The sequence below is a fragment of the [Actinomadura] parvosata subsp. kistnae genome (assembly GCF_900323885.1).
GTDB lineage: Bacteria > Actinomycetota > Actinomycetes > Streptosporangiales > Streptosporangiaceae > Nonomuraea > Nonomuraea composti.
Map to the genome: position 1 here is coordinate 1,371,130 of NZ_OOHJ01000018.1, position 18,864 is coordinate 1,389,993.

The 18,864-nt window shown below is 72.3% G+C and carries 22 protein-coding genes; 11 read left to right on the forward strand and 11 right to left on the reverse strand.

Features of this window, described 5'->3' with window-relative positions:
* Positions 1-3: 3 nt before the first annotated feature.
* On the forward strand, positions 4-1,215 hold the full coding sequence (gene xseA, locus KIS93_RS26335) for an exodeoxyribonuclease VII large subunit (RefSeq protein ID WP_080045165.1): 1,212 nt from the start codon (positions 4-6) through the stop codon (positions 1,213-1,215).
* A 7-nt stretch (positions 1,216-1,222) separates the two neighbouring features.
* Here the strand turns inward: xseA and KIS93_RS26340 are convergent, their stop codons facing one another.
* Entirely contained in the window at positions 1,223-1,828 is a 606-nt protein-coding gene (locus tag KIS93_RS26340; RefSeq protein WP_080045164.1) for a TetR/AcrR family transcriptional regulator, read from the reverse strand.
* 91 nt (positions 1,829-1,919) lie between these two features.
* Here KIS93_RS26340 and KIS93_RS26345 point away from each other — a divergent pair, with 91 nt between their 5' ends.
* Both KIS93_RS26345 and KIS93_RS67605 read left to right on the forward strand, forming a co-directional pair.
* Positions 1,920-2,333: a nitroreductase family deazaflavin-dependent oxidoreductase gene (locus tag KIS93_RS26345; protein ID WP_080045163.1), complete on the forward strand. Its 414-nt coding sequence runs from the start codon at positions 1,920-1,922 to the stop codon at positions 2,331-2,333.
* 205 nt (positions 2,334-2,538) lie between these two features.
* Positions 2,539-2,661, forward strand: a complete 123-nt coding sequence (locus tag KIS93_RS67605) for a hypothetical protein (RefSeq protein ID WP_268966914.1) — start codon at positions 2,539-2,541, stop codon at positions 2,659-2,661.
* Positions 2,662-2,692: 31 nt separating this feature from the next.
* Here KIS93_RS67605 and KIS93_RS26350 read toward each other — a convergent pair whose 3' ends face one another.
* The 3 genes from KIS93_RS26350 to KIS93_RS26360 all read right to left on the reverse strand — a co-directional run bounded on the left by KIS93_RS26350 (position 2,693) and on the right by KIS93_RS26360 (position 4,241).
* The gene (locus tag KIS93_RS26350) at positions 2,693-2,938 is read right to left on the reverse strand and encodes an exodeoxyribonuclease VII small subunit (RefSeq protein ID WP_080047488.1); all 246 of its coding nucleotides are present in this window, start codon (positions 2,936-2,938) and stop codon (positions 2,693-2,695) included.
* 149 nt (positions 2,939-3,087) lie between these two features.
* Positions 3,088-3,618, reverse strand: coding sequence for a DUF4245 domain-containing protein (locus KIS93_RS26355; RefSeq protein WP_080045162.1), 531 nt, complete (start codon positions 3,616-3,618; stop codon positions 3,088-3,090).
* Positions 3,619-3,629: 11 nt separating this feature from the next.
* The gene (locus KIS93_RS26360) at positions 3,630-4,241 is read right to left on the reverse strand and encodes a TetR/AcrR family transcriptional regulator (protein ID WP_080045161.1); all 612 of its coding nucleotides are present in this window, start codon (positions 4,239-4,241) and stop codon (positions 3,630-3,632) included.
* Positions 4,242-4,530: 289 nt separating this feature from the next.
* Here KIS93_RS26360 and glpX point away from each other — a divergent pair, with 289 nt between their 5' ends.
* Positions 4,531-5,565 carry a class II fructose-bisphosphatase gene (gene glpX / locus KIS93_RS26365; protein ID WP_080045160.1) on the forward strand — a complete coding sequence of 345 codons (1,035 nt, stop codon included), beginning with the start codon at positions 4,531-4,533 and terminating at the stop codon, positions 5,563-5,565.
* Between the two features lie 17 nt (positions 5,566-5,582).
* Here the strand turns inward: glpX and KIS93_RS26370 are convergent, their stop codons facing one another.
* The gene (locus KIS93_RS26370) at positions 5,583-6,233 is read right to left on the reverse strand and encodes a DUF1707 SHOCT-like domain-containing protein (RefSeq protein ID WP_186404448.1); all 651 of its coding nucleotides are present in this window, start codon (positions 6,231-6,233) and stop codon (positions 5,583-5,585) included.
* Between the two features lie 54 nt (positions 6,234-6,287).
* Positions 6,288-6,839: a TetR/AcrR family transcriptional regulator gene (locus KIS93_RS26375; protein ID WP_080045158.1), complete on the reverse strand. Its 552-nt coding sequence runs from the start codon at positions 6,837-6,839 to the stop codon at positions 6,288-6,290.
* A gap of 74 nt (positions 6,840-6,913) precedes the next feature.
* On the opposite strand from KIS93_RS26375, the gene KIS93_RS26380 reads away from it, so the two are divergent.
* Positions 6,914-7,627 (forward strand): SDR family oxidoreductase, encoded by a 714-nt coding sequence (locus KIS93_RS26380; RefSeq protein ID WP_155129076.1) that lies wholly within the window; start codon positions 6,914-6,916, stop codon positions 7,625-7,627.
* A gap of 74 nt (positions 7,628-7,701) precedes the next feature.
* Positions 7,702-8,466 (forward strand): DUF998 domain-containing protein, encoded by a 765-nt coding sequence (locus tag KIS93_RS26385; RefSeq protein ID WP_186404449.1) that lies wholly within the window; start codon positions 7,702-7,704, stop codon positions 8,464-8,466.
* On the opposite strand, the gene KIS93_RS63600 is transcribed toward KIS93_RS26385, so the two are convergent.
* Positions 8,430-8,753 carry a TetR family transcriptional regulator C-terminal domain-containing protein gene (locus KIS93_RS63600; RefSeq protein WP_222107627.1) on the reverse strand — a complete coding sequence of 108 codons (324 nt, stop codon included), beginning with the start codon at positions 8,751-8,753 and terminating at the stop codon, positions 8,430-8,432. The genes KIS93_RS26385 and KIS93_RS63600 overlap by 37 nt on opposite strands.
* Positions 8,702-9,019 (reverse strand): TetR/AcrR family transcriptional regulator, encoded by a 318-nt coding sequence (locus KIS93_RS63605; protein WP_222107628.1) that lies wholly within the window; start codon positions 9,017-9,019, stop codon positions 8,702-8,704. The genes KIS93_RS63600 and KIS93_RS63605 overlap by 52 nt, the downstream gene beginning before the upstream one ends.
* A 94-nt stretch (positions 9,020-9,113) precedes the next feature.
* Here KIS93_RS63605 and KIS93_RS26395 point away from each other — a divergent pair, with 94 nt between their 5' ends.
* Positions 9,114-10,274, forward strand: a complete 1,161-nt coding sequence (locus KIS93_RS26395; RefSeq protein WP_080045154.1) for an MFS transporter — start codon at positions 9,114-9,116, stop codon at positions 10,272-10,274.
* 83 nt (positions 10,275-10,357) lie between these two features.
* Here KIS93_RS26395 and KIS93_RS26400 read toward each other — a convergent pair whose 3' ends face one another.
* The gene (locus KIS93_RS26400; RefSeq protein ID WP_080045153.1) at positions 10,358-11,296 is read right to left on the reverse strand and encodes a Gfo/Idh/MocA family protein; all 939 of its coding nucleotides are present in this window, start codon (positions 11,294-11,296) and stop codon (positions 10,358-10,360) included.
* A gap of 52 nt (positions 11,297-11,348) precedes the next feature.
* Positions 11,349-12,758 carry a MocR-like pyridoxine biosynthesis transcription factor PdxR gene (gene pdxR / locus KIS93_RS26405; protein WP_080045152.1) on the reverse strand — a complete coding sequence of 470 codons (1,410 nt, stop codon included), beginning with the start codon at positions 12,756-12,758 and terminating at the stop codon, positions 11,349-11,351.
* A gap of 68 nt (positions 12,759-12,826) precedes the next feature.
* On the opposite strand from pdxR, the gene KIS93_RS26410 reads away from it, so the two are divergent.
* Both KIS93_RS26410 and KIS93_RS26415 read left to right on the forward strand, forming a co-directional pair.
* Positions 12,827-13,714, forward strand: a complete 888-nt coding sequence (locus KIS93_RS26410; RefSeq protein ID WP_230465788.1) for a DMT family transporter — start codon at positions 12,827-12,829, stop codon at positions 13,712-13,714.
* A 100-nt stretch (positions 13,715-13,814) separates the two neighbouring features.
* Entirely contained in the window at positions 13,815-15,467 is a 1,653-nt protein-coding gene (locus KIS93_RS26415) for a fumarate hydratase (RefSeq protein ID WP_080047487.1), read from the forward strand.
* 94 nt (positions 15,468-15,561) lie between these two features.
* Here KIS93_RS26415 and KIS93_RS26420 read toward each other — a convergent pair whose 3' ends face one another.
* Complete coding sequence (locus tag KIS93_RS26420) at positions 15,562-15,750, reverse strand: DUF5999 family protein (protein WP_080045150.1); 189 nt, start codon at positions 15,748-15,750, stop codon at positions 15,562-15,564.
* Positions 15,751-16,451: 701 nt separating this feature from the next.
* Here KIS93_RS26420 and KIS93_RS26425 point away from each other — a divergent pair.
* Together KIS93_RS26425 and KIS93_RS26430 are read left to right on the forward strand one after the other, a co-directional pair.
* Positions 16,452-17,558: a serine/threonine-protein kinase gene (locus KIS93_RS26425; RefSeq protein WP_080045149.1), complete on the forward strand. Its 1,107-nt coding sequence runs from the start codon at positions 16,452-16,454 to the stop codon at positions 17,556-17,558.
* 35 nt (positions 17,559-17,593) lie between these two features.
* Complete coding sequence (locus KIS93_RS26430) at positions 17,594-18,736, forward strand: serine/threonine-protein kinase (protein WP_186404450.1); 1,143 nt, start codon at positions 17,594-17,596, stop codon at positions 18,734-18,736.
* Positions 18,737-18,864: the final 128 nt, after the last annotated feature.

An 18,864-nucleotide genomic window follows, 5' to 3' on the forward strand; every position in this document is an offset into this window, starting at 1 on the left:
GCCATGACCTCGAAGACCACGCCTGAGTCTCCCCTGCCGATCCGCACGGTCCTGCAGATGGTGGGCGGCTGGATCGGCAGACTCGGCACGGTCTGGGTCGAAGGAGAGATCACCGACCTGAGCGCGCGTGGCGGCACGGTGTTCCTGACCCTGCGCGACCCGGTCGCCAACGTGTCGGCCAGGGTCACCGCCCCGCGCGGCGTCTACGAGGCGACGGTGCCCCGCCCGTCGAACGGCGCCAGGGTGGTCCTGCACGTCAAGCCCGACTTCTGGGTCAACCGAGGCTCGTTCGCGTTCACCGCGCTGGAGATGCGCCCGGTGGGCGTGGGCGAGATGCTGGTCAGGCTGGAGCGGCTCAGGCAGTTGCTGGCCGCCGAAGGGCTGTTCAACGCCGACAGGAAGCGGCGGCTGCCGTTCCTGCCGGGCACGATCGGGCTCATCTGCGGCCGCGACTCGGCGGCCGAGCGCGACGTGCTGGAGAACTCCCGGCGCCGCTGGCCGGCCGTCCGGTTCAAGGTCGAGGAAGTGGCCGTCCAGGGCCCGTACGCGGTGACCGAGGTGACGGAGGCGCTGCGCAAGCTCGACGCCGACTCCTCGGTCGACGTCATCGTCGTCGCCCGCGGCGGCGGCTCGCTTGAGGACCTGCTGCCCTTCTCCGACGAGACGCTCGTACGGGCGGTGGCCGCGTGCCGTACACCGGTGGTGAGCGCGATCGGCCACGAGCAGGACAGCCCGCTGCTCGACCTGGTCGCCGACGTCCGCGCCTCCACGCCGACCGACGCCGCCAAGAAGGTCGTGCCCGACGTCGGCGAGCAGCTCACGCTCGTGCGCCAGCTCCGCGACCGGGGCCGCAGGGTGATGAGCGGCTGGCTCGACCGCGAGATGTCCTGGCTGACGTCCGTACGGTCGCGGCCCGCGCTGGCCGATCCCGTACGCGAGCTGGAGCGCCGGGCCGAGCAGGCGGAGGCGCTGCGCGACCGGGCCAGGCGCTCGCTGTCGTCCTCCCTCGACCGCGCCGCCGACGACCTCGCCCACCTGCGCGCCCGCCTCGTCGCCCTGTCGCCCGCGGCCACGCTGGAACGCGGCTACGCCATCGTGCAGCACCCGTCGGGCGAGGTCGTCCGCCTGGCCAAGGACGTCACGCCCGGCACCCTCCTGACCATCCGCCTCACCGACGACCGCGTCACGGTACGCGCGGAGGACCCCGAAGCCTGACCGTGTCTCACGGCGTGGGGCGGGTGACGGCCATGACCAGCGCCTCCAGCCCGGCCTTGACGCGCTCGACCGTCATGCCGCGCTCCTCCCGCTGGCAGGCGATCAGGTGCGCGTTCACGGGCGCGAGCAACGCGTCGGCCAGGTACACGGTGTCGGCCCCCGGGCACACCTGCGCGAGCAACGTGGCCAGGTGGACGTGGTGCACGCGGTACGGCCCGGAAAAGCGCCTCGCCGCCCCCTTCTCCAGCAGCAGGAACAACGCCTCGTCCGCCAGGATCCGATCGGCGAGCGCGTGCAGGAACGCCACGATCCGCTCGCGGGCCGGCGCCCCGGGGCCGAGCGGCGGCGGCCCCGACAGGAACGCCGCCTGGAACCGCCGCTCCCGCTCGTCGAGCAGCGCCAGCAGCAGCCCCGTACGATCGCCGAACCGCCGGTAGACGGTGCCCACGCCGACGCACGCCTCGCGGGCCACCTCGTCCAGCGAGAGGTCGCCGGCGCCGCTCTCGGCGACCATGCGGGACGCCGCTTCGATGATCTTCTGCCGGTTCCGCGCGGCATCGGCCCGCTCCGGTGGGGGTTGCCCGAGAACGGGCAGAGATCGACGTTCGCGCACGCGCGCAGCATACCGGTTGTAACCGGAGAACTCTCCGGTTAATCTTGCTCAAGCGGAGAACTCTCCGATTTTCGACCATGAGGAGCCCAGGATGCCCAGCGACTTCAACCAGCAGATCATCGACGAGTTCCGGGCCAACGAGGGCCGGGTCGGGGGCATGTTCGAAGGCGCCCCGCTGGTGCTGCTCACCACCACGGGCGCGAAGAGCGGCAAGCCCGTCACCACCCCCGTCATGTACCTCGCGGACGGGGACCGCTACATCGTCATCGCCTCCAACGCCGGCGCCGACAACCACCCGGCCTGGTACCACAACCTGCGCGCCAACCCGGAGGCGACGGCCGAGATCGGCACGGAGACGTTCCAGGTGAAGGCCGAGTTCGTGGAGGGCGAGGAGCGCGACCAGCTCTACGCCCGCATGGTCGCCCAGGCGCCCGGCTTCGCCGAGTACGAGGCCAAGACCACCCGCCGCATCCCCGTCGTCGCCCTGTACCGCACCGCCGCCTGACGTCCCCACCGCCCCCGCCGCCCCCGGCGGCGCCCGCACGTCCTCGCCCGTACGTTGCGCGCCACCCGCCCAGGACACCGAACGCGGCCCCGCACCTTACGCGGAGGGGTGCGGGGGCGGGCGAGGGGGTGAGGTGCGAGGGCGTGAGACGCGACCTGGCGAGGCGAGGTGGCCGCGCCAGGCACCTCACACGGTCCCGCATGGCATGGCGGCCACAGCCCGCGACCGGCACGACCTGCCGCAGCTGCGGCGCGCCGGGCCCGAGCGGGGCGCGCCGGGCCTGAGTGGGGTGCTGCGCGGGCGCAAGCGGGGTGCTGCGCGGGCGTGAGGTGACTGGGCGGGCGCGGGCCGGGGCCGGGCTAGAAGGGTGCGTCGTTGGGGTGGCTGGAGGACGGGTCGGAGCGGCGGGCCATGGCGGCGGCGAGCTTGACGCGGGCCCCCTGGAGCCATTCCTCGCAGACGGCCGCCAGCTTCTCCCCCCGCTCCCAAAGCTCGATCGACTGCTCCAGCGTCAGCCCGCCGGTCTCCAGTCGCCGCACCACCTCGGTGAGCTCCTCGCGGGCCTGCTCGTAAGACGGAGTCTTCTCGCCTGATTCGTCTGCCACGGCCACCACCCTAGACCGCCCCGGGAGCGCCGCCGGACAAGCGGCCGTCAGCCCCGCGGGCGCGGCCGGACACAGCGGCCCTCACCCCCCGCGAGCGCTGCCGGACACCCCGGCGGTCAGCCCGGGAGCGTGGCCAGGCGTCCCGGCGGTCAGCCCTTGGGGCGTTGCTGGAGCTGGGTGGCCAGCTGCTCGAGTTCGGGCCAGTCGGCCGTGCCGGTGATGACGAGCGTCACGTCGGGCAGGACCCGGACCAGCGAGCGCTGCTTCTTGTCCTCGCGGTAGCGCTGCTCCCACGTCGCCCCGCCGATCTGCCGGGTGCCCTGGGTCTTGTCGGTGTTGGTCATGCGGTTGGCGAAGCCGGCCGCGGGCTGCTCGTTGCTCTGGGCGAACATGGCGTGCTCGCGCTTGGCGGTGGCGTAGCCGAGGTAGAGGACCTGCGCGCCGCCCTCGCCCTTGGCGATGCGGTTGCTGTTGGGCACCCAGCCGGGAGGGTCCTGGCGGGGGGCCCACACGCCGAAGGGCACCGTGTGGCCGAAGTTGGCGACGGTGATGGAGTAGTCGAGCCGCGGGATGTGCTCCTCGCGGCTCTGCGGGGCGACCAGCAGGAACAGCCCGGCTCCCGCGAGGCACACGAAAAGGGCTACCGCGTAGCCGTACAGACCTTGGGTGAACCGTCGCACAGTTGGCGAGGTTACCCGTTGGAGGGTGTGGTCGCCGAAGTGGCCGGGCGGATCTGGCCGATGATGGCCAGCACCTCCTCGGCCAGCCCGCGGTCGCCGGAGCGCACCACCTCGGACACGGCGGCGGCGAGCGCCCCGGTGACCACGACGACGAGGGCGGGCTCGTTCTCGAACAGCGCCGCGTTGCGCTGGGCCCACTTGCGCAGCCGGTCACGCATGACGACCTCGAACCCGGGCGGCCCGTCGCCGCGCAGGAACAGCGCGGCGGTCTCGCGTTCCTCCAGGCAGCCGTCCAGGTACGCGCGGGCGGCGCCGACGAACACCCGCATGGGGTCGCTCTCGCCCTCGGCGCGGGCCGCGCGGACCGCCTGCTTGGTCCGCTGGGTCTGCCTGGCCTGGAACTCCTCCCACAGCGTGAGGTAGAGGTCGGCCTTGCCGGAGAAGTGGTGGTAGAGGCTGCCCACGCTGGCGTCGGCCCTGGACACCACGTCCGTCACGCCCGCTTCCGCGAACCCCTTCGAGACGAAGACCTCTCTGGCGGCGGCGAGCAGCGAGCTGCGCGTGGCGGCGCCACGCTCGGACGTACGCGGCTGGGCGACCGCGTTCTCCACATCAGGGCTCATTCGGGATCTCCTCCACGGCGGGGGCGCCACGCTCCATGTTGGAGGCAAGATCCTTGGCGCGCACAGGGTATGACGCAAATCCGCGTTCTCCCTCAGCAGATTATCCGTTCGCTGAATCTCCGGCGATTCTCGGTAAGTCACCCGTTGCCGGGTGAAGGCTCGCTTCTCGCCCGACGTCCGCGTACTCCGGCTTCCACCTGCGCCTGGGCGGCGCCGTTCAACGCCACTCCGGCCGGGCAGAGACCGGCAACTACCATCGAGGGAGATCCCGCGAGGAGGGCCGTTCATCATGTCCGACCAGACGTCCGTGCCACCGGCGCTCGCCACGAGCGAGCACGCCCCCGATCGAAACCTGGCGCTGGAGCTCGTCCGCGTCACAGAGGCGGCCGCGATGGCGGCGGCCCGCTGGGTCGGCAGGGGTGACAAGAACGGCGCCGACGGCGCCGCCGTGAACGCCATGCGCCAGCTCATCAACACCGTGTCGATGAACGGCGTCGTCGTCATCGGCGAGGGCGAGAAGGACCACGCCCCCATGTTGTTCAACGGCGAGCAGGTCGGCGACGGCAGCGGCCCCGACTGCGACGTGGCCGTCGACCCCATCGACGGCACCCGGCTGACGGCGCTGGGCATGCCCGACGCGGTGTCGGTGATCGCGGTCAGCGAGCGCGGCTCCATGTACGACCCGTCGGCCGTGTTCTACATGGAGAAGCTGGTCACCGGCCCCGAGGCGGCCGACGTGGTGAACATCGAGGCCCCCGTGGCCGACAACATCAACGCGGTGGCCAGGGCGAAGCACTGCTCGCCGTCCGACGTGACCGTGGTCGTGCTCGACCGGCCCCGGCACGAGCGGCTGGTCAAGGAGATCAGGGAGACGGGCGCGCGGATCAAGTTCATCACCGACGGCGACGTGGCGGGCGCGATCATGGCGGCGCGCGCGGGCACCGGCATCGACCTGATGCTCGGCATCGGCGGCACGCCGGAGGGCATCGTGGCGGCGTGCGCGCTCAAGTGCCTGGGCGGGGTGATCCAGGGCCGGCTGTGGCCGCGTGACGACGCCGAGCGGGCCAAGGCCGTCGACGCCGGGCACGACCTCAGCCAGGTGCTCACCACCAACGACCTGGTCCGCTCCGACGACGTGTTCTTCGCCGCGACCGGGATCACGCACGGTGAGCTCATGCAGGGTGTACGGTTCCGCGCCGGCTCCGCGGTGACGCAGTCGCTGGTGATGCGCGGCCGGTCGGGCACCATCCGCAAGATCGACAGCGAGCACCAGCTCTGGAAGCTGCGCGCCTACAGCGCGATCAACTTCGACACCGCGGGCTGACCCAAGGCGGAGGGTCGTCAGCGGCGGCGTTTGCGGCGGGGTGGTTCCTTGACCTTGACCTCGCCCGCGAAGTTCGTCGTCCGCACCTCCACGACCGGCGCCCCCGGCTCGGTGGGCTGCTTGGTGAGCCGGACCGTCTTGTCCTTGGCCACCCTGATCACTTCGAGCCCTTCGGGCACGTGGATCTCGAGGCCGCCGAAGACGAGGGTGGCGTTGATGATGATCCGCCGGTTCTGCAGGATGGCGTCGCGGAAGTCGAGCTGGGTGGTGCCGAACATGGCCGTCACGCCCAGCTCGGCCGGCACGACCCACCGTCCGCCGCGCTGCTCCTTCTTGAAGATGGCGGCGACGGGGCGGCCGTCGAGGTTGAGTGGCTGCTCCTCGGCGGGGAGCAGGTCGGTGGTGAGGGCGGCCAGCTCGCCGAGCGTGCGCGCGGAGTAGAGCACGCCGAGGCGTTCTTCGAGCTCGTCGAGGGTGATCCGGCCGTCGGCGTGGGCGTCCTGGAGCACCTGGGCGATGCGTTCGCGGTCGGCGTCGGACGCGCGCAGCTGGTGGGGCTGCGGCACGTCGCCGGCCGCTTGGGGACGGCGAGCGGACACCCATTCCTCGGCCAGCCGCTCGCCGACTTCCTGCAGCTTGGGCAACCACGATCCCGCGCGTTCGTTCACACTTCTGACGATATCCGGCTCTGGCCCAGTTCGCTCGTGCCGATTGACCCGGTGTCAGCGGATTCTGGCCAGCAGCGCGGCCATCTCCTCCGCGAGGTCCTCGTTCACGTCGGCGTGGCGGTTGAGCAACCGGTACCACATCACCCCGAACACGAGATCGACGGCGAGCTCCAGGTCGACGTCGGCGGGCAGGGCGCCGCGGGCGAGGACGGCGCGCAGGGCGGCGCGGCGCGGCCCGATGATCCGGGCGCGCAGGTCGGCGGACAGCTCGGGGTCGGACTGGGCGTCGGCCATGAGCCCGACGACGATCTGCCCGGCGACCCCGCGGGCCAGCGTGAACGTCTGCTCCAGGAACGCCACGAGGTCGGCCCGCGGGTCGCCGCTGTCGGGTGTCGGGGCGACCTGCTCGGCCAGGACGTCGGTGAGCGCTTCGAGGAGGACCTGCGCCTTGGTCTGCCACCAGCGGTAGACGGTCTGCCTGCCGCTGCCGGCCGCCTCGGCGATGCCCTTCATCGTCACGCCCTGGTAGCCGTCGCGGGCGCACAGGTCGAGCGCGGCCCGGAGGATCGCCTTCCTGGCCTCTTCGCTGCGTGGTCTGCCAACCATGGGCGCCACTTTACAAGACACCGTGCCTCGTTTATATTCGAGGCAGGATGTCTCGTATTTGGAGGAACGCAGTCATGCGAGTTGTGATCGTGGGTGGCACCACCGGCATCGGCCTGGCGACGGCCGAGCGGCTGGTCGAGAGCGGCGCCGAGGTCTTCATCACCGGCCGCTCCGAGGAGCGGCTGGAGTCGGCGTTGAAGCGGCTGGGCGGGCACGCGGAGGGGCAGGCCGCCGACGCCCGTGACGGGGCGGCCCTGCGGGCGTTGTTCGAGCGCGTCGGCGCGTTCGACCACCTGGTCGTCACCGTGACGGGCCGCGGCGGCGCCGCGCCGCTGGCCGAGCTGACCGCCGGCGGCATCACCGAGGCCGTGCAGGGCAAGCTGATCCCGCACCTGATGACCGCGCAGGCCGCGCTGGCGGCGGGGCTGAGCCGGCAGGGCTCGATCACGTTCGTGTCGGCCGCGTCGGCAGGCGCCGCCTACCCCGGCGTCTCCCTGCTGGCGGCCGTGAACGGCGCCATCGAGGCCACGGTGCCCGGCCTGGCGGTGGAGCTGGCGCCCGTCCGGGTGAACGCGGTCTCCCCCGGCGTGATCGACACCGACTGGTGGGAGGGCCTCGGGGACGAGGCGCGGGCGGCGTTCCTGGCGGGCACCGCCGCGACGCTGCCGGTCGGCCGCGTCGGCACGCCCGCCGACGTGGCCCTCACCATCGAGTACGCGGTACGCAACTCGTTCCTGACCGGCACCGTCCTGACGATCGACGGCGGAGGGCGGCTGAAGACCGCGTGACGGCCGGTTTCTCACGATTTTCTTAGGAATCTCCGTCCCCGCACGGCCGTTGTCCCGGACACAGGGAGGTGGGCGTGCATCAACCGGCGCGATGGGGTCTGGGCGCGGCAGGCGTGGGCAGTGCGGTCGTTCTGGGCCTCGACCTGACCAGCTTCGACGAGACGAACCCGTTCAGAAGGACCATCAGCGAGCACGGCCTCGGGCCCGACGGCTGGATCTTCGGGCTCGGGGTGGGGCTGCTGGCGGCGGGCTCGCTGGCCATCGGCGTGTCGCTGGCGCGCAAGAGGCTGGCCGGGGTCGTCGGCACGCTCGCGCTGGCGGGCTGGAGCGTCGGGCTGTTCCTCACGGCCTGGTTCGAGAAGCACGACTGGTCGGTCGGGCCGAGCCTGAGCGGCAGCATCCACCGGGCGGGCAGCTTCATCGCCTTCCTCAGCCTGCCGCTGGCCGCAGTGATCATCGCCCGGCCGTGGCGGCACCGGGAGCGGTCGAGGGCCACGCTGGTGGCGTTCGGGCTCGGGATCTGCTCGGTGCTGTGGGTGGTGGGCATCGGCGCGGCGGTGCTCGTCGGGGCCGAGAGCGGGCTGCCCTGGTACCGGGTCATGCCGCTCGGGCTGGTCGAGCGGGGGCTGGCCGTGACGGAGGTGGCGGCGCTGCTGGCGCTCGGCGTGTGGGCCGCCGCCGAACGCCTGGACCCGCCGCAACCCGCCGCCGGCCGGCCGGAAGCCGCCGCCCAGCCGGGCGTCGGCGACCAGTCGGATGTCGGCGGCCAGTCGGATGTCGGCGGCCGGCCGGACGCCGGTGGTCAGGGGCGGAGCGTGGCGATGAGGTCGTCCACGTAGCCCTGGAAGACCGTCACCATGTCCACCCGCTCCGGGTCGATCAGCCACTGCGTCTGCAGGCCGTCCATCATGGCGATCAGCCGGTCGGCGTGCGCCTCGGCGTCGAGCCCGGCCCTGAACTCGCCGCGCTCGACGCCCCTGCGCAGCGCGGCGGCCACCGTCTCGCGCAGCCGCCGGTAGCGGCGCCGCGCCCAGTCGTGCCCGGGGTGGCCGGGCGTGACGGCCTCGCCGCTGATCACGGAGAACAGCTGCACCAGGCCCGGCACCCGGGAGTTGTGCTCGACCACGCGGGCCAGGGCGCGCAGCGCGTCGACACCGCCGGCCCCTCGATGTCGAACGTGCGCGCGTCGAGCTCGTCCCGGTAGTCGAGCACCGCGATGAGCAGCAGCTCCTTGTTCCTGAAGTGGTGCAGCAGCCCGGCCTGCGACAGCCCGGCCCGCTCGGCGATGCGGGCCAGCGACGCGCCGCGATAGCCGTGCTCGGCGAACTCCAGCAGCGCGGTGGCCAGGATGCGCTCCCTGCGCGCCGCACCGGTCGCGTAGCCCCGTCTCACCCGGCGCAGCCTATCTCGTGCTGGCGCGGGGGCTTCGGCAGCCGTTAACCTGACCGCGCCTCACGTTTGATGACCCCCCGATCAGGAGGCCACTGTGCCGTCCGCACGTGATCGCCAGGCCCGCGTCGCCACGTACGTCGTCTACGCCGTGCAGGGCCTGTCCTTCGCCTCGTTGCTCATCCAGGTGGCCAACCTCCAGGCCAGGCATCGGCTCGACGAGGGCTCGCTGACGATGTTGCTGCTGGTCGTGCCGGTGTTCGCCGGGGTCGGCAGCGTGGCGGCGGGCACGTTCGCCGCCCGGTTCGGCAGCAAGCTGCTGCTGCGGATCGCCCAGCCGGCCGTGGCCGCCGCGGTCGTGCTGGCCGGGCTCGCGCCGAACGTGCCGCTCCTGCTGCCGGTGCTGCTGCTGTTCGGGGTGGCGGTCGGCGCGGTGGACGCGGGCATGAACATGCAGGGCGTGGCCGTCGAGCGCCGGTACGGCGTGGAGGTGCTGAACGGGTTCCACTGCGTGTGGAGCGTGTTCAGCCTGGCCGCGGCGCTGTGGGCGTCGGCAGCCGCCGGGCTGCCGCTTCAGGTCGTCATGGCGGTGCCCATGGTGCTCGCCGTGGCCGGCTCGCTCTACGCCGGGCCGGGCCTGTGCACGCGCGAGGAGGAGAAGGTCGAGGCCGCGAGCACGTCCGCGGCCGGCCGCTTCCCGTGGCGGCCGATCATCCCGCTCTGCCTCGCCATGGGCTTCCTGTACGTGGGCGACGCCGCCGTGTCCAACTTCAACACCGTCTTCATGAAGGACGTGCTCGGCGCCGGCCCCGCCGTGGTCCCGCTGGCCTACGCCGCCTACCAGGCGACCACGCTGGCCGTCCGGCTCGGCGGCGACTTCGCGGTGCGGCGCTACGGCCCGGCCGCCATCGTCAGGATCGGCGGGGTGATCGCGACGGTCGGGTTCCTCGGCGTCGTGCTGGCCCCGACGCAGCCGCTGGGCATCGTCGCGTTCGGGCTCACGGGCGTCGGGCTGTCGGTGGTGGCGCCGCAGTCGTTCTCGGCGGCGGGCCGGCTGGACCCGGCGGGCACCGGCGTGGCCATCGCCCGCGTGAACCTCTTCAACTACGTCGGCTTCATCGTGGGAGCCGCCCTGGTCGGCGGCATCGCGGACGCGGCCGACATGCGGGTGGCGTTCGCGGCGCCGCTGGTGCTGGCCGCCGCGATCATCGCCCTGGCGCCCGGCTTCGAGCCCAAGCGCGCCCCCGCCACGACCTGACGCGCCCCACGACCGGACGCCCGCCGCCCGACGCGCCCCACGACCGGACGCCCGCCGCGCCCGGCACCTGGCGGCGGGCGCGGTTACCGGCGGACCTCGGCGACCCCGACCGGGCGGCCCTCGCGCAGCGACAGATCGGCGGCCTCGGCCACGTAGAGCGCTTCCAGCGCGTCCTCGATCGAGCACGGGCTGCGGTCGCCGGTCAGGAACGCGTCGAGCTCCGCCCGGTAGGCGGCCTCGAAGCGGGTGACGAAGTCCGGCCACGGAGCCTCCGGGGCGGGCAGGCCCTCGGTGGTGTGGAGCGGGGCGCGCGGGCCGAGGCCGACGGCCCAGGTGCGTTCGGTGCCCGCCAGCTCCATGCGCACGTCGTACCCGCCGCCGTTGTAACGCGAGCCCTGGACGGTGGCCAGCGTGCCGTCGTCGAGGTTCAGCAGCGCGGCGCTGTTGTCCACGTCGCCGGCCTCGGCGAAGAACGCGGCGCCGCGGTTGGCGCCGCGCGCGTAGACGGACGTCACCTCGCGGCCGGTCACCCAGCGCAGGATGTCGAAGTCGTGGATGTGGCAGTCGCGGAAGATGCCGCCGGACGCCGGCAGGTACGCGGCGGGTGGCGGCGCGGGATCGGCGGTGACGAGGTGCACGCGGTGCAGCTCCCCCAGCTCGCCGGCCCGCAAGGCGCGCGCCGCCGCCACGTAGCCCGGGTCGAACCTGCGCTGGAACCCGATCTGCACCCGGTTGCCCGCCGCGGCCGCCAGCACCTCGACGGTCTCGGCGACCGTGCCCGCCACCGGCTTCTCGCAGAAGACCGGCAGGCCCAGCCGGCACGCCTTCGTGATCAGCTCCGCGTGGGTGCTGGTCGGGGTGGCGATGACGACGGCGTCCGCCTCGAACGCGTCGCCCGGCCGGCCGTACGGGGAGCTGCGGACGGGATCGCTCACGATCAGCTCGTCCACCAGTGGATGCGCGGCCAGAGTGGCGGCGTGGAAGGCGCCGATCCGGCCCAGGCCCAGCAGTCCGACACGCATGCGCGCCTCCCGTCAGGACGTCCGGCCTTCTTTCTAAGGGAGCGGATCTCTTTCAGTCAACTGCTTGTCCTGACATGCTGACCTTCCACGCGCGGACGACCTCCGCCGCGCGGTGCGCCGGCAACCGGGCGAACCCCACCACGACGGCCTCGCGTCCGGGCCGGTGCCGCATCGGCCCGACCGGCTCGGCCGACATGCCGAGCTGGCGCGCCGCCTCGGCGGTGCGTTCCTCGTCCCAGCCCGGCGGCAGCTCCAGGTACACGTGCAGCCCCGCCTCGATGCCCCTGACCGTGATCCGCGGCAGCTCCTGCGCCAGCGCCGCGACCAGGGCGTCACGGCGGCGGCGGTACTCCCTGCGCATGCGCCGCAGGTGCTTGTCGTAGCCGCCGGTACGCAGGAAGTGCGCGAGCGCGTACTGCTCGATCACCGGGGAGCCCAGGTCGAGCTCGCCGCGCGCCCGCCGGATGGCCTCGGCCAGGTCGGGGGGCGCGGCCACCCAGCCGAGCCGCAGGCCGGGGGCCAGGGCCTTGCTCACGCTGCCCGACAGGATCACCCGGTCGGGCGCCAGGCCCTGGAGGCAGCCGACGGGGTCGCGGTCGAAGCGGAACTCGGCGTCGTAGTCGTCCTCCAGGACGACCCGGTGGCCCGCGTACGCCCACTCCATGAGCGCGGCCCGGCGCGGCGGCGAGAGCACCACCCCCGTGGGGAACTGGTGGGCGGGCGTCACCAGCACGGCGTCGCCGCTCAGCGCGCGCACGTCGAGGCCCTGCTCGTCCACCGGCACCGGCACCAGGTGCGCGCCGGCCCGCCGCAGCAGCGGCACCTGGCGGTGGCTGGTCGGGTCCTCGACGGCCAGCCGCAGCGCGCCCTGCTGGGTCAGCACGTGCAGGGCCAGGCTCAGCCCCTGCGCCACGCCGCCGACGATGATCAGGTTCTCCGGGCGCACGTCGGCCGCCCTGACCCGCCGGAGGTAGGCGGCCAGCTCTTCGCGCAGCTCGGGCACGCCGCCAGGGTCCCCGTAATCGAAGGCGTCCGAAGGTACGGTGGTCAGGACATGCCTGACGGCCGCGAGCCAGCGTTCACGGGGGAAGTGGCCGAGGTCGGGGGAGGTAGGGCGATGGCCGTAGTACGAGTAGCAGATCTGACCCATCGGCGCCCGCCGGGGCGCGGGCGGAGCCTGGAGCCGCGCGGGCTCGGGCGGTGGTTTGGGGACGGGGCTCTTGGGCGCGACCTGGGTGCCGACGCCCACCCTGGAGACCAGGAAACCCTCGGCGACCAGCTGCTCGTACGCCTCCACGACCACTCCCCTGGAGACCTGGAGGTCGGCGGCGAGGTCGCGGGTGGCGGGCAGGCGGGTGCCCGGCGTGAGCCGGCCGCCCCGGATGGAGGCGCGCAGCTCGGAGGCGATCTGCCCGGCGATGCCACCCTTGCCGCGGTCTATCTGGATGTGGAGGTCGGCCATATTGGTCCTGTCTCCCGGCCGGACATTGGACTGTTTACGCGAACCATTGTCTCCCTAGCCTTCATCGCATGAGAAACGGCATGAAAAACGGCATCATGGGCGCCGCCGCCGCCATGTTCCTGGTCGGGACGCTGGCGGGGGTCTCCGGGCTCGTCGGTGCCTACCCCATATACGGCGGCCAGGCGGTCCGGTATCTCGTGGCCGCCGTCATCCTGCTGATCATCACGAGGGTGATGGGGCTGCGGTTCGTCCGCATGACCGGGCGCGAGGTGCTCTGCCTGCTCGGGCTGACGCTGCTGGGCCTGGTGTTCTTCAACGTGGCCGTGGTGGAGTCCACGCGCGCCTCCGGGCCCGCGCTGGTGGGCACCGTGCTCGGCACCGTGCCGCTGGCCCTCGCGCTGGCCGGGGGCCGTCCGGCGCCCCGGCTGCTGCTCGGGGCCGGCGTGGTGGTGGCCGGAGCGACGCTGGCCACGGGGCTCGGCAGCGGCACCCCCGAGGGCCTGCTGTGGGCGCTGGGCGCGCTCGTGGGCGAGGTGAGCTTCTCCCTGCTGGCCATCCCGCTGCTGCCGAAGCTGGGGCCGATCCGGGTGTCGGCGTACTCGACGACGCTGGCCGTGCCCATGCTGGCCGTGGTCGGGCTGATCGACGCGGGCACCGGCATGCTCAGGGTGCCGACGGTCGCGGAGGCGCTCGGGTTCGCCTACCTGGCGGTCGTGGTGACCGTGGTCGCGTTCTTCCTCTGGTACAACTCGCTGCCCAAGCTGGGGCCGGGGCGGGCCGGGCTGTTCGCGGGGCTCATCCCGGTGGCGGCCATCGTCACGGGGGCCGTGCTCGGGGTGGCGATGCCCAGCGCGTACGACCTGCTGGGCGCCGGGCTCGTGGTCGCCGGCATCCTGATCGGCCTCAGCGCGGAACGGGCGGGCGCGAAAGCGGCGGTACGGCCGTCCGAAGCCTGACGGCCGATCCTCGAACGCCTGCCGGCCGACCCTCCGAACACCTGGCGGCCTTGCCCTCCATCCGGTGCGCGTAATCTCTTGAGCGACCGAAAGGATGGACATGGCCGACTTCGACTACACCGACCTGCTGCCGCTCGGAGCCGACGAGACGGAATACCGGCTGATCACCGCGGAGGGGGTGCGGAAGGTCGAGGCGGCCGGGCGGACGTTCCTCGAAGTGGACCCCGAGGCGCTGCGCCTGCTGACGGAGACGGCCATCCACGACATCTCGCACTTCCTGCGCGCCTCGCACCTCGCCCAGCTCAGGAAGATCGTCGACGATCCCGAGTCGAGCGGCAACGACCGCTTCGTCGCCCTCGACCTGCTGAAGAACGCCTCCATCTCGGCCGGCGGCGTGCTGCCGATGTGCCAGGACACCGGCACCGCCATCGTCATGGGCAAGCGCGGCCGCCACGTGCTGACCGACGGGCAGGACGCCGAGCACATCTCACGCGGCGTCTACGACGCCTACACCAAGCTCAACCTGCGTTACTCCCAGATGGCCCCGCTGACCATGTGGGAGGAGAAGAACACCGGCAACAACCTCCCGGCCCAGGTCGAGCTGTACGCCGAGGACCCGCACGGGCACCCCGACGAGTACAAGCTGCTGTTCATGGCCAAGGGCGGCGGCTCGGCCAACAAGTCGTTCCTGTACCAGGAGACCAAGGCCGTGCTCAACGAGAAGCGCATGATGGCCTTCCTGGAGGAGAAGATCCGCTCGCTCGGCACGGCGGCGTGCCCGCCGTACCATCTGGCCGTCGTCGTGGGCGGCACCTCCGCCGAGTACGCGCTCAAGACCGCCAAGTACGCCAGCGCCCGCTACCTCGACTCGATCCCCACGGAGGGCTCGCCGTCCGGGCACGGGTTCAGGGACCTGGAGATGGAGGCCAAGGTCTTCGAGCTGACACAGAAGCTGGGCATCGGCGCGCAGTTCGGCGGCAAGTACTTCTGCCACGACGTGCGCGTGATCCGCCTGCCCCGGCACGGCGCGTCCTGCCCGGTCGCGATCGCCGTCTCCTGCTCGGCCGACCGCCAGGCCCTCGCGAAGATCACGCCGGAGGGCGTGTTCCTGGAGAAGCTGGAGACGGACCCGGCGCGGTTCCTGCCGGAGACCACCGACGAGCACCTGTCGGACGACGTCGTCTCGATCGACCTCAACCGGCCGATGCCGGAGATCCTGGCCGAGCTCACGAAGTATCCGGTGAAGACCCGGCTGTCGCTGACGGGCCCGCTGGTCGTCGCCCGCGACATCGCGCACGCGAAGATCGCCGAGCTGCTGGACAACGGCGGCGAGATGCCGCAGTACCTCAAGGACCACGCGGTCTACTACGCCGGCCCGGCCAAGACTCCCGAGGGCTACGCCTCGGGCTCGTTCGGCCCGACGACGGCCGGCCGGATGGACTCGTACGTGGAGCGCTTCCAGGCGGCGGGCGGCTCGATGGTGATGCTGGCCAAGGGCAACCGCTCGAAGCAGGTCACCGAGGCCTGCCAGAAGTACGGGGGCTTCTACCTGGGCTCCATCGGCGGCCCCGCCGCCCGGCTGGCTCAAGACTGCATCAAGAAGGTGGAGGTGCTCGAATACCCCGAGCTGGGGATGGAGGCGGTGTGGAAGATCGAGGTGGTCGACTTCCCCGCGTTCATCGTCGTGGACGACAAGGGTGACGACTTCTTCACCGACAAGACGGGGCCGGTGCTCACGATCGGCCGTCGCTGAGGGGCGCGGCAGGACAGGTGGGGGGCAGGGGCTGGCTCGACCCCGCCGGCCGGGGTCTCCCGGCTGCGCTCAGGCCCGGTGGCCCGAGAGACGATCACGCGGCCACCGGGGCCCGGTGCGGCGCCACGACGGTGCCGTCGGGCAGCAGCAGCCCGGTGTCGTCGAACAGCACGACGCCGTTGCAGAGAAGGCTCCAGCCCTGGTCGGGGTGGGCCGAGATCACGTGCGACCGCTCACGGTCGAGGGAGTCGGCACTGGGGCAAGCGGGGTAGTGGCTGCACATGGCGCACCTCTCAGATTGCGCTCCGGGTTGCGGGTCTTCAAAAGGGCAGCGTGCGCCCTGACGGTGTGCGGAGGTCCAGGGCGGCTCTGGTCGGCTTCTTCGGCCGGCGGCGAACCTGGGTCTGGCGCATCCTCATCACGTCCTCAGTGGTCGGTCTTCAGTGGTCGGGACCTCAGGCGTGCTGCTCTCAGTCTGACCTTCGCCACCGACACTTTCGTGGATGACGGCCGGCGCGGAAGCTCGCCTTCTTTCCTGTTCCTAACCATGCCCCCGTCCCCTTACGGCACCCTTACAAGTCGCTGACGGCGCCCCGTGGTTCCTGTCAGTCAGCCTGCCGTACACCTGAATGTCCCCTACCAGGCATCATGCACAAATATTCGGCAGGCAGTTGTGCTGAGCGGCACAAACGGCCGATGAGCTGCGGAAACGCGCTGAGAGTGGTCGGCGGGAACACGGCTGCCGAACGGGTGCGGACTTCCGGATGACCGCATCCGCTCGACGCGGCGCGGCCCGCGTACTACCTTCGGTGTCGCAACGTCCGCCCCAAGAGTCCGTCGCGAAAGCGCATGGCCTCACCAACAGGGAGGATGCGGCCAGGTGGTTTGCTGACGTGACGAGTCAGACGGGTTGACTTAAGTTCGCAACAAATTATCGGCCCCGCCTCTACTGGTCGGTTTACACAAATAGGTAAGCTGCCTGCCATGCGTGCGCCCTCCGGATACCTCCTCGCCGCGCGCTATCGGCTGATGGAGCCGGTCGGTCGCGGCGGCATGGGCACCGTCTGGCGGGCACATGACGAGCTGCTCGACCGCGACGTTGCGGTCAAGGAAGTGCGGCTGCCGACCGTGCTCGACGAGGAGCTGCGCGCCGAGCTGTGCGCGCGCACCGAGCGCGAGGGCCGCGCGACCGCGATGGTCGCGCACCCGTCCGTGATCACCGTCTTCGACGTCGTCACCGAGGACGACCGGCCGTGGATCGTGATGGAGCTGCTGCGCGCCAAGTCCCTTGAGCAGCTCATCCAGGAGGAAGGACCGCTCCACCCGCGCCGGGCCGCCGAGATCGGCCGGCAGATCCTCGGCGCGCTGCGCGCCGTGCACGCCAAGGGCATCCTGCACCGCGACGTGAAGCCCAGCAACGTGCTGGTGACGGAGGACCGCGCGGTGCTCACCGACTTCGGCCTGGCCGCGCTCGAAGGTGACGTTTCCATCACCCAGGCGGGCATCGTTCTCGGATCCGCCGGATACATCGCTCCAGAGCGGGTGCTCGGCGCGAAGGCCAGCCCCGCCGCCGACCTGTGGTCGCTCGGCGCGACCCTCTACACCGCCGTCGAGGGCAGGGGCCTGCACGGCAGGCGTACGGCCGCCGCCGCGCTCGCGGCACTGACCAGCGGCGAGCCGATCCCGATGACCAAGGCGGGCCCGCTGGCGCCCGTGCTCGACGCGCTGCTCCGCATCGACCCCGCCACCAGGCTCGACTCCGTGCGTGCCTCGCTCATGCTGACCAGGGTCGCCGCCGGCGGCTCCGCCGAGGAGCCGCTGACCCCGCGCAGGCCCGCGTCGCCGATCCCCATCCCGCAAGGCCCTTTCGTGCGCAGGCCCGCGCACCGCGGGCTGCACCGGGCCGACCCGCCCGCGGGCGCCGTGAACGTGCCCCCGCCCCGGCAGGAACGCAAGGCCGGTGAAGGCGTCCACAGGAAGCGCGTCGAGCCCCGGCCCGCACCGTCGGCTTATGCCCGTTTCAAAGCGACGGTGATAAAGTTGTGCCTTCCTCGGCGGTTCTGGCCAAGAGAACTTCGCAAGCGAGGGTAAAGCACTTCCCAAGCGAGAATCGATATCTTCTTCTCATGCCGGAACAGCAGACACGCCTGCTCGCGGAGCGCTACGAGCTCATCACCCCGCTCGGGCGGGGCACGATGGGCACGGTGTGGCGCGCCCGCGACCGCGCGCTCGGGCGCGAGGTGGCGGTCAAGGAAATCCGCCAAGACTCGAGTCTCACCGAGGAACAGCGGGCCGAGCTGCGCGAACGTATGGTGCGCGAGGGCCGCCTCGCCTCCCGCATCAGCCACCCGTCGGTGGCCTCCATCCACGACGTGCTGATCCAGGACAACAGCCCCTGGATCATCATGGAGCTCATCGAGGCCCGCTCGCTGGAGCAGGTCATCGAGGAGGAGGGGCCGCTGCCGCCCCGGCTCGTGGCCGAGATCGGCGTCGACCTGCTCGGGGCGCTGCGCGCCGCGCACGCCCAAGGCATCACCCACCGCGACGTCAAGCCCGGCAACGTGCTCATCACCGAGAGCGGGCGCGTGGTGCTGACCGACTTCGGCATCGCCAAGGCCGAGGGCGACTCCCGGCTGACGAAGACCGGCATGGTGATCGGCTCACCCGGCTACACCGCCCCGGAACGTGCCAGGGGCGAGTACACCGGCCCCGAGTCCGACCTCTGGTCGCTCGGCGCCACCCTCTACTTCGCCGTCGAGGGGCGGCCGGCGTACGAGCGCTCCACCATCGCGGAGACGCTGGCGGCGCTGCTCACCGAGAGCGCCGACCCGCCCACGCGGGCGGGCCAGCTCAGGCCCGCTCTGAACGGGCTGCTGAACAAGGACTACCGGCAGCGGCTCAGCGCTGCCAAGGCGGAGACCCTGCTGCGCATGGTCGCCGACACCCCGACGAGCGAGATGCCGGTGCTGACGGCCGAGGCTCTTATGGCGCAGGAGGCCGCTTTGCCCGATCCGTTCGCCGCCCAGCAGAACCCCGGAGGCCCTCAGGGCCCCGCAGGCCCCGGCGCGCCCGGTCAGGGCCCCGGAGGCCGCGCCCCGGCCGGGCAGGCCCCTACGGGCCGCCTGGACAGCGGGCAGGGGCTCCTGGTCAGGGCCCGGGCGGCCCCGGACAAGGACCCGGCGGTCCTGGGCAGGGGCCGGGCGGTCCGGTGCCCGCGGGCGCCGGCGGGCCGGGCGGCCCTGCTGTGGGGCACGCGATGCAGGGCATGAGCGGGCCGCAGCCCACCGGGCCGAACGCCTTCAGCGGCCCCAACGCGTTCAACGGGCCGGGCGCCTTCGGCCCTGGACAGCGGCCGCCAGGAGCCCAGGGCCCCGCCGGCTCAGGCCCGAACGCCCCC